Source organism: Lysobacter soli (genome assembly GCF_009755585.1).
In the GTDB taxonomy this organism is placed as follows: Bacteria; Pseudomonadota; Gammaproteobacteria; order Xanthomonadales; family Xanthomonadaceae; genus Lysobacter_J; species Lysobacter_J soli.
This window is the reverse complement of the sequence record NZ_CP046603.1, coordinates 573,957-586,157: the sequence shown is the minus strand read 5'-3', so window position 1 is coordinate 586,157 and position 12,201 is coordinate 573,957. Positions and strand designations below refer to the sequence as shown.

Sequence of the window (12,201 nt, the reverse complement as noted above, 5' to 3'; positions counted from 1 at the left end):
GCCCGATGACAGACGATCCCAGGAACCGCGGAGAGCCCGACCGCTCCCGCATCAACTTAAACGAAGAGCACGAGGTTCGTTACTGGACCAAGGCCCTGGACGCCACCGAGGCGGAGCTTCGCGCCGCTGTGGAGGCAGTGGGTCCTACGGCCGACAAGGTCCGCGAGTACTTCCAGTGGCGCGGGTAACTGGATCAAGGAACTGGGCGCCAGCGAGGAGCGCCTCCGCGAGGCTGTTCAAGAAGTAGGAACATCTGCCGATGAGGTTCGGGAATTCCTAGCCAGGCTGTGACCGTCCTCAGCGGGAGGGGGCGACTTCTAGTACCCAGCGCCCGCGGGCGTCTTCGTGCCATCGGCCGGACCTAATGCTCTGTCCGACCGCATCTTCCATTTCGACGAAGCGCCCTGACCTGCCTGGACCTGCCGGCGGCCCATCCAGTACGAATCGCATGACTGGATGATCTGGTACCCTCGCCCAGACGAAGGCTTCCCAAAGACGCTGCTTCTCCTCATAAGAAAGGGCGTGATAGCCCGTAGCGTCCAGGAAGGAAGCGAACGCTTCCCCAGCTCTCGGATCTTCTTGGTCTCTCATCGGCCAATCCCTGTTTGGCTGACGTCAAGCTTGCGCTCGGGCGAGGCGGGCGCTGGGAGCAACGCGCGATTTGTGCGTGAAGTCCAGCCCGGCTTCTACAAGCCAGGCGTTGCGAGCCCGTGGCAGTGCAGTATTTCGTCTACGGCGGTTCGAATCTCATCCGGATCTTCCGCTCGACTAATCATTGGCCCGACGTAACACGTGACCGCCGCCAGGACGTCGTCTTGCGGCACCGCCCGAATGATCACCGGCACCAACGCGTCAAACGCTTCAAGATCATGTTCGTCGGCGTCCGACATAACCTTTCTCCCGTGCCTTGGGAACTGAAAAATTGTCCGCGACGATCGTTAAACGAGGGTCAAAACATGGCGTCGCCCCACTCGCGTACGCTCACCAATACCTACACTTCAGCCCGGCTGCACGTGTGCATGACCGTTGAGGCTCTAGCGTACCGATCTCACGGGTGCAATTTTCAGGTGGCACAAGATCGCCACGTGAGGGAGGGGAATGCGAATTCTGTTTGTTGAGGACGAAGCTGACACCCGGCTACTTGTGGGCCAGGGGCTTCGAATCCACGGCTTCAGTGTGCGCTTTGCCGAGGATGGAGTGGCGGCGATGCGAGCTCTTCAGGAAGAGCAATACGACGCCGTGGTTACGGATGTGAGCATGCCGAATGGCGTTAGCGGCATCGAGGTTGCCCAAGAGGTTCTTCGGCTTGACCCGGTGGCGCCTGTCCTCATTGTGTCGGGCTACGCCCGCAGTCAACTTCCGTCGTTGCCGGAAGGCACACGGTACCTGGCAAAACCCTATCGATTCGCCGAGCTCGTCTTAGTACTACGGGAAATGATCAGCGGGCGAATCTCGTAAATGAATCTACGAGGCGCGCCGGCCGGTGCCACCCGGGCACCACGCGCCTGCTAGGCCCGCGATCTCCCCGGAGGCGTATCAAATTGTAGGCGTTGATCAGTCCGGCTCCAGCTCTCGCGCGCATAGATCCTAACGTCGGACCAGCGCAGCTTGTCCGCATGGGCACTCGTCTTCCAGCCCAACATCAGGTGTGGCTCCACTTCGTCCCAGTCCAATGCGGGGAGTTGAGCTCGCGCTAACCGGCCCAGTTCCTTCGCGAATACCCGCTCGCCCTCCGATACGGTAGCCATGGCTTGATCCTCGGTGGGGACTAGACCATACACCCTGCGGATGCTCACCGTGTCGGAGCGTTGTTAGAGGTCCGTTCCTACTTGCTTCACTCGCGCGGAATGCGCGCTCGCAGGATGTCGAGCTCGAAGATCAACCTGCGTCTGTGAGCTGTGAGCTGCTCACGCTCGTCGTCAGTGAGCTGCATCTGTTCCCAGCTTTCAGCAAGCGCTACTAGCCGGGTACGAAGTTCATCGTAGAACTCCGCGTCGCCGCCCGTCTTGGCGAGGAATCTCAAATTCTCGATTGCCAATCGTTGTTCGCCGTACATCCCCCCCCAACCGCTGGGCTTCTACGGGTCGGAGTGTGAAGGGACCACAGTACGCCCTTACCCGCCCGCACGTCGTGAGCAGCGCGCCGCTGATCGCGCGAAACGGACCGCGGCGCGTGCTGCGGTGGCAAAACGTCTCCACGACCGCAGGGCGAAACCCGACGCCGTCGTTCAGCTCGCGCCGCTGCCAGCACCGAAGAAGGAAGCGCCGAGGGAGACCGTCGAGCAGTGGATGGCCCGTACTGGGAACACACCGCAGGTGCTCCCATCGGCGCCGTCTCGAAGCCGCTCGGCTTCATCCCCTTCAACAACAGCGCGAAGAGGGCGGCACGAATCAGCACCTGTTCCCTCGCCCGCCGCGGCGAATGAAGCAGCCGCGAGAAGACCAGCTGCGAGACCTACTCCGCGATGCCGCCGAAACGATCGAGAGGCAGGCGCGGGAAATCGAGCACGTTCGGCGCCCGTGGTGGCGCCGCCTACTCTGGAGAGCCGCATGAACCAGATCGATCAGCACGCAACACTCCGCGCGGCGCACGCCGCTGGCGCCCGCATCCAGGTCTGGCGCCTGCGCGACTACACCGACAGTTCCGCAGACGGCGAGTGGGGGACGCTGGCCGGCACGGCGCAGTTCACCTGCCCTGCCCACCTACATCGAGTACATCCGGATGATCAGCCGCGCGCTCAGATCTCTTCGGTCGACGTGTAAGTCGATCTGGATCCGCCAACCCATGAGCGTTGTGGTCAAAACGCGTCACGCCGACGGCAGCAACTTCCATCGCTGCGCCGAGCCCCTCATTCCAGTCTGCAAATACTCCGAGATCGATGTGACGATTGTCGTTGACAAACTGCAGGCTAAAGCGCCAAGCCGAGGCATCCCGGCGGTCGGCTTCAACCACGTAGTCCGCGAACCCGTGATGTCCAAGCAGACGGATCAGCCAGATGTCAGGGTACTCAGAGGGTTCCATGCTCAGTCCTCCTCCCTTGGAAGGAATCGAACGTCCGGCTCGGCGAGTAAGACGAATGTCTTCCCGCGCACAGGCATTCCTGCAGGATGGGCGCCCGACCGGATGCGGCGCGTGACGGAGGAACCGGAAGCCCCACAGTTTGAAGGACGCGCCTCAGCATGAAGCTCCTGGCTGCGCACGCCTGGATCGAGAAGTACTTCGCGCCGGAGAGCCGACCGGCGGAAATCACCCTTATGCGGGCTGCGCAACGGCAAGGTGCCGGGCCGGAAGGTCGGCGGCACGTGGTACGTCGACGAGCACGCTTGGCTTGCCGACGGTGACGAGCGGGTGCAGCGTGTTCTGGACGAGGCGAGCTGAAGATCATGATCGGACGCACGAGAACAGCGACGTCGCCGTCGCCCGTCGCCGCGCCCAGCACCGCGGGCCTGGATGAAGAGCGTGCGGTAGATCGTCTCGTGTGACACCTGGCCGTTCGCGTCGTCGGGATGGATGCGCTTGAGCCATCCGGCGATCTGCTGCGGAGACCAGCGCTGTTGCAGGCTGGCCGCGACCTGTCACGCCACGGCTCGGTGCCGGGCCAGCTTACAAGTCTTCGGGTGTAGCAGATCCTTGTCCGGTACTTCATATGCAACACTCCTGCTGCCGAAGCAGCCTTCAGTGTGTTGCATCGACCGGTTGAAACCGCAGTCGAAAGCCGACATTAGCATCCGATGCGGCGTCCGCACTGCCCCAATGTCCGTATATGGACTCCTCCTATGGCTGAAAGCATCCCGCATTCGGCGCCCTAGTCGCCTGCGCACGTATATCCGGCCTCGGACTGCTGCATCGCTCCGATGCTGAGCCTTGATGGGCTATTCGCGCGCCGGCTCCGAATCGCTAACACGTGCTTGCGCACCTTGGGTTTACCGACGCCGGTCCGCCCGGCTTTTTTCTTCTGCAGGTTACTCGCAATCTGTGGGGTCTCTCCTAGGCGTCAGGCGGCAGCCAAGTCCGGTCGATAGTCGGTGCCGTTGCGCAGCATGGCCCAGGCCATGCGTGCAGTTTTGTTGGCCAAGGCTACGCAGGCGACGTTCGGGTGTGACCGTTCGGCCAGCTGGCATGCCCATCGGCTGAGTCGGTCCTCTTTGCCCCTTGCCGTTCGCAGCATCGCCCGCGCGCCATACACCAGCAGCGAGCGCAGATAAGCATCGCCGCGTTTGCTGATGCCCAGCAATCGCTCCTTGCCACCGGAACTGTGTTGACGCGGTGTCAGGCCGAGCGACGCTGACAGTTGACGGCCATTGGCGAACTGCCGCGCCCACTGCAGCCACCAGCGCGGTGGCAATCATCGGCCAACACCTTGTAGCTGCTGCAACCTGCGCGCGTGCGGATCGTTCTGCGCGATGGCCGCGATGTCCGTGTCGAGTTCGGCGACGCGTTCATCCAAGCCACGTACGTCATGCCCTTCGTGGGACGGTGAAGAGCCTCCTCGACGAACGAGCTATAAGCTGAGGCTACTTCGACCAGTTGCTCACACTGCCTGTGGGAGTGTCGAATGTCCCACTGGGGGCAGAGGCATGCAGATTCTACTCGTCGAGGATGACAAGGAAGTCGCGGAGAGCGTTGCGGACGCGCTCGCTGTCCTTGGACACTCTGTAAGCCATGCATCTTCGGTTGTTGAAGCTCTCAAGCTTATCGATGTGACCTGCCCCAATGCCGCGGTGCTAGATGTGGACCTTGGCGGCGGCACCAGCGCGGATGTGGCATCCGTTCTGAATGAGAGATCGATCCCGTTTGTCGTTGCCACTGGGCAAGCTAAAGCAGATACGCCGCTCGAGATGTTAGGTAAACCGCACCTGCGCAAGCCATATCTAATAGATGACCTTGAGCGGGCCCTGGATCTGGCTTGCCCAGGGGTCGGCAGCATTGGGCGCTGAGAGTTAAGCTTGGAGCGGAATTCGAACGGTGAAGGTGGTCTTCCCTCGCGCTGATTCGCCGACCACCTCGCCCCTATGCGCCTTCACGATCTCTCGGACAATGAAGAGGCCCAGGCCGAGGCTCGTACGTTCGCCGCTTGTCGCCGGCTGCAGGCCTCGTCGTAGAGGGTTGAACAGTTCGTCCAGTGAGGCCGACGGGAGCGGGGCGCCGCGATTGCGTACCACGAGTTCAACGCCCTCTGCTGTTCGTGCTAGAGAAACCAGAATCGCTGACCCACTCTCGCCGTATTTGTAAGCATTGCTAACTAGGTTCGCTAGCACTTCGCGTAGGCGTGAGGCGTCAAAGCTGTCGCAAACGGGTCCCGAGGTGTAGAACCTGATCGTCGCTTCGGGAAGTGCTGTGCGCAGCAGGTCGATTTCTTCGCTAAGAACCTCACTGAGGCAGCATTCCGAGCGCACAATGCGCACTCCGACGCCAAGTTGGGTCCTGCTGTAGTCAAGAAGGTCGTCAAGCAGCTTGCTCATGCGCATCCCGCTGCGGACGATGCGTTGCGTGTGCTCGGAGTAGGGGCCATCGCGCGTCATCCGAGACAGCAGGTCCGACGTTGTCACGATGACACTCAAGGGCGCGCGGAGATCGTGTCCGAGAACGCCGAGGAACACCTGGCGCCAAGACTCTGCTTCCTTCGAAAAATAAGAGACGGACTCTGAAATGGCCTGATCAATAGCTTCGTTGAATCGGATCATGTCGTCGAACGACTGCTTTGAAGGCTCATGCGCATCAATCCATAGTCGAAGCACTGCAGCTCTTAGAGCTCTGTACTCCGCAACCATTTGATTGATGTCGAAGCCGCCCTTAGCCCTCAACATGCCGTGGGTGCTTGCAGGGGTCCGAGGTCCGTCCAGCACAGATGCCCGCCCTTCCGATTTAAGCAGCTGGGCCTCGGCGGATTGTTTCGTTCGCAGGTCTGCAACTACGGCCAACAGAATTTCCGGGATGTGATCCCTCAGCGCGGTTTCGTCTAGGTGCACTCCCTGAGGAGTCTGCGTTGCGGCGAAGGCCTGCGCCCCATCGGCAATTAGACAGACGTTTTGTTCGATGAAGTCGGCAAGACGCATTACGGACTCTCTCTCCGGGACCGGCTACCCTGACACGAGCGCGTGACGATCAGGTCTGCACTGATGAGCTCGCTTATGGGGTGAGACGTGCTCGGCAGGGAAGTTTGACGTGGCTGACCCCATTGGTCGTCGAGTCACAATGATCGGCGCATGATTGCCGCGACCTGCCTACTCAGCCAGGCGTCGCCTTCAATCTTTTCTCGGAGCAACTGGCTTGCGCTAACCAGGCGGCTGGACTGGTCTGTTAGCTGGCGCGATTTCTGGCGGTGCCAGCTGAGGGCGTCGCGCTGTTCGGCGAGCTGAGCGAGCGCCTGCGCGAGCCGCGCCGCCGCGTCACGTTGGTCTTCTCGCTGCGAGTTCAGGGGCGCCGGCATCTGACCCTCCTGCGGGCAAGGTAGCCGGCCGAGCGTAAAAGCAGTGCAGAAGAATGATTGGCGTTCCGCAAGAGATGTCTGCTGACCGGGCTCTGCCAGCCGCGGGAACGCAAGCCTGGCGGTCTGGCCGGCAACTGATCTTTTGTGCGGCAAACATCCAGGTGACGCGAGAGCCCAGCACTTAGCGCATCAGCATCCGCTAGCGCAGAAGGATGCGGTTTCGGCGAGGCTCATCGCAGGAACTCTAGGCCGTTGTAGCGCTCGCGCCAATCGCGCAGCGGCCTGGCGCGGAGACAACTATCCAAGGAGAACTGCTTCGCATTCCGAATGTCCGATGCCAAGAGTGCAACCAGGTTTGCACACTGCTGACGTAATTGTGTGTCGCTATGCGTCACCTTGTTGACCGCGGCGAGGAGCTCTTCAAGGGTCAGCAAGTTCCCATCCGCGACTGGACTAAGCCCCTTTCGCAGCCTCATCGACACGCGGGCGAAGAGATGGCTCGCTTCATCGCGGTGCGACAAGAAAGGCAGTCCTTCGTTCTCGGCGCGCTGTAATGCCAAATCGTCCTCAGTGACCGGGCGTAAGAAACTTCGATCTCTCTTTTCATTCGTGAAGATTTGCATTTCAGTTCTCCGGAGCGTACTGCGGTTAGGCTTGGTTTGCGGCTTCACTGTCGCTGTTGCATGCCTCGTCGACCTTGGCCGAGACGACAATCTCCGTCTTCGAGTTCGCTACACGAACATGAACTTCATTCTTCTTGAGATAGGGAATGGCAAACGCCTGGTCGTAAGTTGCCCAGTACACCTGATCGTCTGCCGACCACCGTGACCCTGACAGTGCTTGCATTAGGTCACTCTTAGCAGCGGTGCGGCTCTCCTCCGTGTCGGCACCGCGGTATCCGAGTACGGCAACCAATGTTTCCGGCGATTCATGGACTCTTACCGTCGGATCGTCAGGTAGTGGCGCCTCCCCAGCGGCCAAGTTGTTGGAGAGGAAGAATGCAACTCTCCAGCCGTGCCTCTCGCGCATGCGTAAGGCACTGGGGAACATCGTGGACTCGTCGTCGCCCTGGTACGTCGGATAGGTCATCTCCATCTTCTCTAGGGCTTCGTTGTCACCGTCGATGTAATCCTCTAGCTTCTCGCGTGCGACACGAACCGCCGCGTCATGGCTTCCGTCCGCAGAGGTATGCACAAACAAGGCTGGGGCGTAGCGCCTGATCTCCACGGGGCCGACGAGGTCCTCCATTCGGTAGGCTGGCCTCGCGTCGAGTCGGATGCCGAAGAACCTCGGTATTGACTTGAGTACGTCTGTGAACAACGGGGCAGTTGCACCGTTCATGATGAGCTCCGTCCAGCCGTCGCCGTGGCATCGTAGGAAACGACCCCCGTGACTCGCCGGCGATGAGTTGTGATGAAAATAGCCCGCAGCACCAACGAATAGCCAACCCCGACCGACATGGGGCGCTTAGCTCAGGGAAAGGTAGGAGCGTGGCGTGCTGTGCTGCGGCCCGAACGGCCAGTACGACGTTGCGCCGTAGTGTCATTCGAGAGTGCGCCAACTGATGTTACTTACTCGTGACTTAGAGAAGCGGTCGCCCTTCTCTCCGGTCAGCGCAAGGCTGCCGGCGGCGCGCCGTGTTACGGCGTAGGCCGATCAATATGCAGGAACCTTCGGAAGGACTTGCGACGCAATGACGAGGATCGAAGGTTTGCAGTCATTCGGCTCGAGTATGGTTGCGTGAATGCTAGCACTGGCCACCCGTCGCGCACGGGGTCTGGTAGCTGCGGTGGCCGATCCACCCTCAACGACCCAATAGCCTGCGTGACCTGTGATGCGAGCATTTCGATGAGCGTTCTCATGATTAGTGTCCTCAGCCCCGCGATTGGCTGTTCTGATTTGAGGTCACAGCCTTGGGGGCTAACACAACTGAGACGGAGCGATACATGCTCGCAACCTGCGACACTATGCGCTCATTTTGTTGAGTGAATGACGCGTCCAGGCATGACATTCATGCTGGGTACGCCACCAGCATGCGCGGTGATCCCTTCCTGCTGCTGAGTACAAGCCGCGGCGCGTGGCCAACGAGCACCGGTCCGCGACGAGGCTAGCTCACGCCCAACTCACGCTCAACGGCGCACGATCCTTGTGCATTGCGATGCAACGTCGCAACGGCCACTCAGCCGCGCTGCAATTCCACTCCTCCTCCGCACTGAGCCTCACTCGCCCCGCTTCGAGCGGGGTCTGGCTTCGGCCGCCCTGGATTCCGCAGAACAGCGGACCATATAAGAGGCAATCCTGTATGAACACCGTAACCAACATTCCCAACGGCAAGAATCTCGTCGACACCGCCGCCGCCAATGGGTCCTTCAGGACTTTTGGCAAGGCACTTGATGCCGCGGGCATGACCGAAACGCTGCGCGGCACGGGCCCCTTCACGGTGTTCGCACCGACGGATGCGGCATTTGAAAAGCTTCCGGCTGGCAAGCTGGAAAGTCTGTTCAAGCCCGAGAACAAGGAAGAACTCGTCTCGCTGCTGAACTACCATGTTGTCAGCGGTCGCAAGACCGCGGCCGACGTTGGCAAGTGGGACGCTGCCAGGACCGTCAACGGCCAGTCGGCCCCGATCATCCTGAAGGACGACCAGCTCAGCATTGATGGAGCGCTGATCACCTCGGCCGACATCGGGTCGAGCAATGGTCTGCTCCATGGGATCGATAAGGTCAACATTCCGACCAAGCAGTAACCGCCAGCGGGTGTCAACGGAACGGCGAGGGCTTCCCTCGCCGTTCTTCTGTACCCTCATCTTCAGAGGTGAGCCGCGATTCAAGATCGGCCAGAACGAGACTCGTACACTCCACTGACGGGAATGCAGCATGGCCGCTGCTGGTTCCACTGGATCTCGGCGCATGCGGCCTGAGCGAAGCCTCATACGGAAGAATGCTGTGACACCGAGGATTTTTCTACCACAGTTCACGCGGTGCAGAACGGGGCACACGACCCTTACGGAAGCCGATCGGTACGCATTGCTGATAGGTGCGATCAATGGCGCGCTTGCCACTTCAGACATTTCCGAAGACGTCAGGACGCTAGCCAATGATCGTCTCACGCGCTGCCGCCAGGGAGCTGGAGGTCTTCGCCCACGTGGTCAGGGGGGCGGCTGCAGCATCGCGCGCCAGCTCGCCATTACAGACAGTCAGAGCCCTGAAACCCCGCAGGGCGACCGTACCAACTCCATGCCCCCGTGGCCATGTAGCGAACGTCTGCTCCTCCGTGCGGTGGTGCAGGTATTTCGGTAGGCCGCAGAAGCGTGCGCGAACGTGGACTGGGTTCGTAGTTTGCGGAATCTCGCGGTGCCTGCTCGGCTTTGGGCGGTGCTCGTAACGACATGGTCACGAGAGTCAGAGCACACTGCAGACATCAGCAACTGTCCTGACCGAACTACTTCAGCGCACGCGCATGAAGCGCTCTGGGCCATAGGAACGGCCAAGCCTCACGGTTCTAGTCGAACGGACCATCGGCGAAGCTGAATAGCTTCGCCGACGTTGCTTCGCCCCCACTGGCGTGCGATGGAGCTGCCACGAGAATTTCCATGAAGCCGGTAACTGCCAGCGCCTGCGTTCTGTTTGCGATCGCTATCGCAATTGAGACCGTCGTATGGATTACGTTTCTGAGGGGCTTGAAGTCGCGGCATCCTCAACAGTGGATGCACGCGGCTCAGCCCGCTCGCTGGCACGATCGAACCGTCCTGAGCGCGCGCAGCACGATGCTCTATCTGCTGACGCGAGAGTTTATGGACAGCATAGACGAAGCTGGCGCCCGCTACTGCTCTCGCTATCGCGCGATCTTGCTCTTGGCGTACTGGTGCACGGTCGGGGCAGGCATCGCCGCTGTAGTGGCGCTCGCAGTCGAGAGTTGAGAGTCAGATGTCTATCCGCGCGACTGTAGGAGACGTGACTGCTGAGATGCTGCGGAGGTGCGGACGCATGTACGTTACTGACGAGAAGCGATTCGCTCTACTCTCCAAGGATAGGCTGCTGCCGCGATTCAGGACGTCCAGGGCGGAAGGCAGGATGAGTCCGCCGGAGCTTCAGGTGATCGTTCGCGATCTCACACGGGAGGAGTTCGAGCAGGTATCGGCACGACTGCAAGCACTGGATGCCGATCGAAGCTACGAGGACTTCGCAATGGCTCAGATACGCCATCGCTCAAGGCATTGAAGACGGCGACAATGGGGTGGACGGTGGAGCTTTGCACTTACTTATTGGCGCGGGTTTGAGTAGCTGCTCGTCACAGAAGACAGCGCGAGTGAGTGCAGACTTTGTCCCGCAAGGAATGACCCCATTGATCAAGCTAGGCGACAACTGGATAAATCCCCGCCACATCGTCCACATGTCTGCCGTAGAGCCAACGGCTGACGGGGGCGGCAAGTTCACGATCATCTTCGTTAATGGCCACGAGTTCGCCGTTCGAATGACCGAACTTGCGCAGGCTGTCTACGAGCAGGGGCTTATAGTTAAGTCGCTGGGGGGCAAGCCGTAGGTATGACCGCATTATTCGGCGCATGTCCGGTCGAGTCTCTGGTCCGCTTCATCTCGGGCCGAAGCGACCGGAGCGAAACGGAGGGCAACTCTATGAGGTGGGTAAACGCTGTTACTCTTCTGGGAGCGCCCAGGGTGACGCCTTGCGAAAATGCGCATGCGCGACATTGACGTCATCACCCATGTCCTTTGTTCCAGGTAGCCGGGTCGCACAGTTTCGCAAGTGGTGTTCGTCACCTGAGCCCTGACGATCACGGGGTTTGGTTTATCCGACACCTGCAAGCCCCTTCGAGGTTCGCCTGCAAGCTTCGGCCGGAGCTTTCCCGCTCGAGCCGGCATCGGACGTTGATTCGTCGCGAACTCTGATCACGATGACCGACAGTGCCATAGAGCTGGTGGCGGAGAAGCTAGGATTGACTGCGCAATCCGCGTCACCTGGTGACGAGAGGTTAGCAACGCCGGCCTTGGATGGCCCCATCTCACGTGCGATCGAAACCGCCGAACTCGGTTCATCTCGCGTACCGGTGAGTTGATCGAACGTAGCAAGCGACACAGAGAGCAGGCTCTGCCGAAACCACCGCGACGCATCTTGTCCGCTGAGTTGGCTGTGCACCGGCGCGTCACTGCATGCTGACGGCCAGGCGCGCAATGTTGATGCTCGGCGCTTCGCCGACACACTTGGAAGAGCGAGATGGGTAGCGTCAATGAAGGCGATAAGCAGCGCATAGGTCTAGGCAACCAGCAACAGTCGCAGCGTCCGGAAGAGCCAGCAGGACCGGTAGCCGGACACAACGAAGACCGGCGCACTGGCGTCAGCGGGCAGCTGGATGAAGAGCACGATGGCGATGACGCCGAAAACGGTGAGCAGAGGTAGTCACTGGGCGCCCGCAAGCGCCTCGGGAAGACGTGCGTTACCGTTTCGTCTCGTCACGCGCTCGTTTATCTTCGTCAGGCCTACTGCGAGCATTCACAGAGGGTGACCCAGTGGACTTCAACCGGTGGCATCGGAAGACGGAGCGAAAGGCGAGTGTTCGTGTATGGAGGGGCGCGGCTGTCGCCCTCGTGGCGCTCATGGTTTCGGGCGTGCTCGCAGCGATAGACCAGAGGGCGGGTAGCTTCCTGCGACCGATCATCGAGGTTCTCGCCTGGCTGCCGGTTGGTCTGTTCGTGATTGGGTTCGCCGTTGCCGCAGGCGGCGCGTTGAGGCTTTGGCGACTCTACTCGACCCCT

At 60.6% G+C, this 12,201-nt stretch carries 14 protein-coding genes and 1 pseudogene; 8 read left to right on the top strand and 7 right to left on the bottom strand.

What is annotated here, in order from left to right; translation table 11 throughout:
- The first annotated feature begins 5 nt into the window (after positions 1 to 5).
- The 3 genes from GOY17_RS02590 to GOY17_RS02580 all read left to right on the top strand — a co-directional run bounded on the left by GOY17_RS02590 (position 6) and on the right by GOY17_RS02580 (position 1,458).
- The gene (locus GOY17_RS02590; protein WP_157029208.1) at positions 6 to 188 is read left to right on the top strand and encodes a DUF3606 domain-containing protein; all 183 of its coding nucleotides are present in this window, start codon (positions 6 to 8) and stop codon (positions 186 to 188) included.
- A complete protein-coding gene (locus GOY17_RS19120; RefSeq protein WP_157031577.1) occupies positions 127 to 291 on the top strand; it encodes a DUF3606 domain-containing protein in 165 nt (54 codons plus the stop codon). The genes GOY17_RS02590 and GOY17_RS19120 overlap by 62 nt, the downstream gene beginning before the upstream one ends.
- An 807-nt stretch (positions 292 to 1,098) precedes the next feature.
- The gene (locus GOY17_RS02580; RefSeq protein WP_115844709.1) at positions 1,099 to 1,458 is read left to right on the top strand and encodes a response regulator; all 360 of its coding nucleotides are present in this window, start codon (positions 1,099 to 1,101) and stop codon (positions 1,456 to 1,458) included.
- Between the two features lie 376 nt (positions 1,459 to 1,834).
- Here the strand turns inward: GOY17_RS02580 and GOY17_RS02575 are convergent, their stop codons facing one another.
- The gene (locus GOY17_RS02575) at positions 1,835 to 2,056 is read right to left on the bottom strand and encodes a hypothetical protein (protein ID WP_157029206.1); all 222 of its coding nucleotides are present in this window, start codon (positions 2,054 to 2,056) and stop codon (positions 1,835 to 1,837) included.
- A gap of 493 nt (positions 2,057 to 2,549) precedes the next feature.
- On the opposite strand from GOY17_RS02575, the gene GOY17_RS02570 reads away from it, so the two are divergent.
- On the top strand, positions 2,550 to 2,762 hold the full coding sequence (locus GOY17_RS02570; protein WP_157029205.1) for a hypothetical protein: 213 nt from the start codon (positions 2,550 to 2,552) through the stop codon (positions 2,760 to 2,762).
- Between the two features lie 22 nt (positions 2,763 to 2,784).
- Positions 2,785 to 3,183 carry a hypothetical protein gene (locus tag GOY17_RS18700; RefSeq protein WP_198173964.1) on the top strand — a complete coding sequence of 133 codons (399 nt, stop codon included), beginning with the start codon at positions 2,785 to 2,787 and terminating at the stop codon, positions 3,181 to 3,183.
- Positions 3,184 to 3,434: 251 nt separating this feature from the next.
- Here the strand turns inward: GOY17_RS18700 and GOY17_RS02565 are convergent.
- Positions 3,435 to 3,617, bottom strand: a pseudogene (locus tag GOY17_RS02565) (IS30 family transposase); the annotation flags it as partial.
- A 377-nt stretch (positions 3,618 to 3,994) separates the two neighbouring features.
- Positions 3,995 to 4,345 carry a transposase gene (locus tag GOY17_RS02560; protein ID WP_198173790.1) on the bottom strand — a complete coding sequence of 117 codons (351 nt, stop codon included), beginning with the start codon at positions 4,343 to 4,345 and terminating at the stop codon, positions 3,995 to 3,997.
- Positions 4,346 to 4,577: 232 nt separating this feature from the next.
- Between GOY17_RS02560 and GOY17_RS02555 the strand changes: the two genes are divergently transcribed.
- Positions 4,578 to 4,937: a response regulator gene (locus GOY17_RS02555; protein ID WP_181902886.1), complete on the top strand. Its 360-nt coding sequence runs from the start codon at positions 4,578 to 4,580 to the stop codon at positions 4,935 to 4,937.
- A gap of 3 nt (positions 4,938 to 4,940) precedes the next feature.
- On the opposite strand, the gene GOY17_RS02550 is transcribed toward GOY17_RS02555, so the two are convergent.
- The 4 genes from GOY17_RS02550 to GOY17_RS02535 form a co-directional block, all read right to left on the bottom strand.
- Positions 4,941 to 6,056: a sensor histidine kinase gene (locus tag GOY17_RS02550; RefSeq protein ID WP_157029203.1), complete on the bottom strand. Its 1,116-nt coding sequence runs from the start codon at positions 6,054 to 6,056 to the stop codon at positions 4,941 to 4,943.
- 134 nt (positions 6,057 to 6,190) lie between these two features.
- Complete coding sequence (locus tag GOY17_RS02545) at positions 6,191 to 6,430, bottom strand: hypothetical protein (RefSeq protein ID WP_157029201.1); 240 nt, start codon at positions 6,428 to 6,430, stop codon at positions 6,191 to 6,193.
- A 230-nt stretch (positions 6,431 to 6,660) separates the two neighbouring features.
- Positions 6,661 to 7,053: a hypothetical protein gene (locus tag GOY17_RS02540; protein ID WP_157029199.1), complete on the bottom strand. Its 393-nt coding sequence runs from the start codon at positions 7,051 to 7,053 to the stop codon at positions 6,661 to 6,663.
- 25 nt (positions 7,054 to 7,078) lie between these two features.
- The gene (locus GOY17_RS02535; protein WP_157029198.1) at positions 7,079 to 7,771 is read right to left on the bottom strand and encodes an SOUL family heme-binding protein; all 693 of its coding nucleotides are present in this window, start codon (positions 7,769 to 7,771) and stop codon (positions 7,079 to 7,081) included.
- A 961-nt stretch (positions 7,772 to 8,732) separates the two neighbouring features.
- Between GOY17_RS02535 and GOY17_RS02530 the strand changes: the two genes are divergently transcribed.
- Together GOY17_RS02530 and GOY17_RS02525 are read left to right on the top strand one after the other, a co-directional pair.
- A complete protein-coding gene (locus tag GOY17_RS02530; protein WP_115844691.1) occupies positions 8,733 to 9,176 on the top strand; it encodes a fasciclin domain-containing protein in 444 nt (147 codons plus the stop codon).
- Positions 9,177 to 10,022: 846 nt separating this feature from the next.
- A complete protein-coding gene (locus GOY17_RS02525) occupies positions 10,023 to 10,349 on the top strand; it encodes a hypothetical protein (protein ID WP_157029196.1) in 327 nt (108 codons plus the stop codon).
- Positions 10,350 to 12,201: the final 1,852 nt, after the last annotated feature.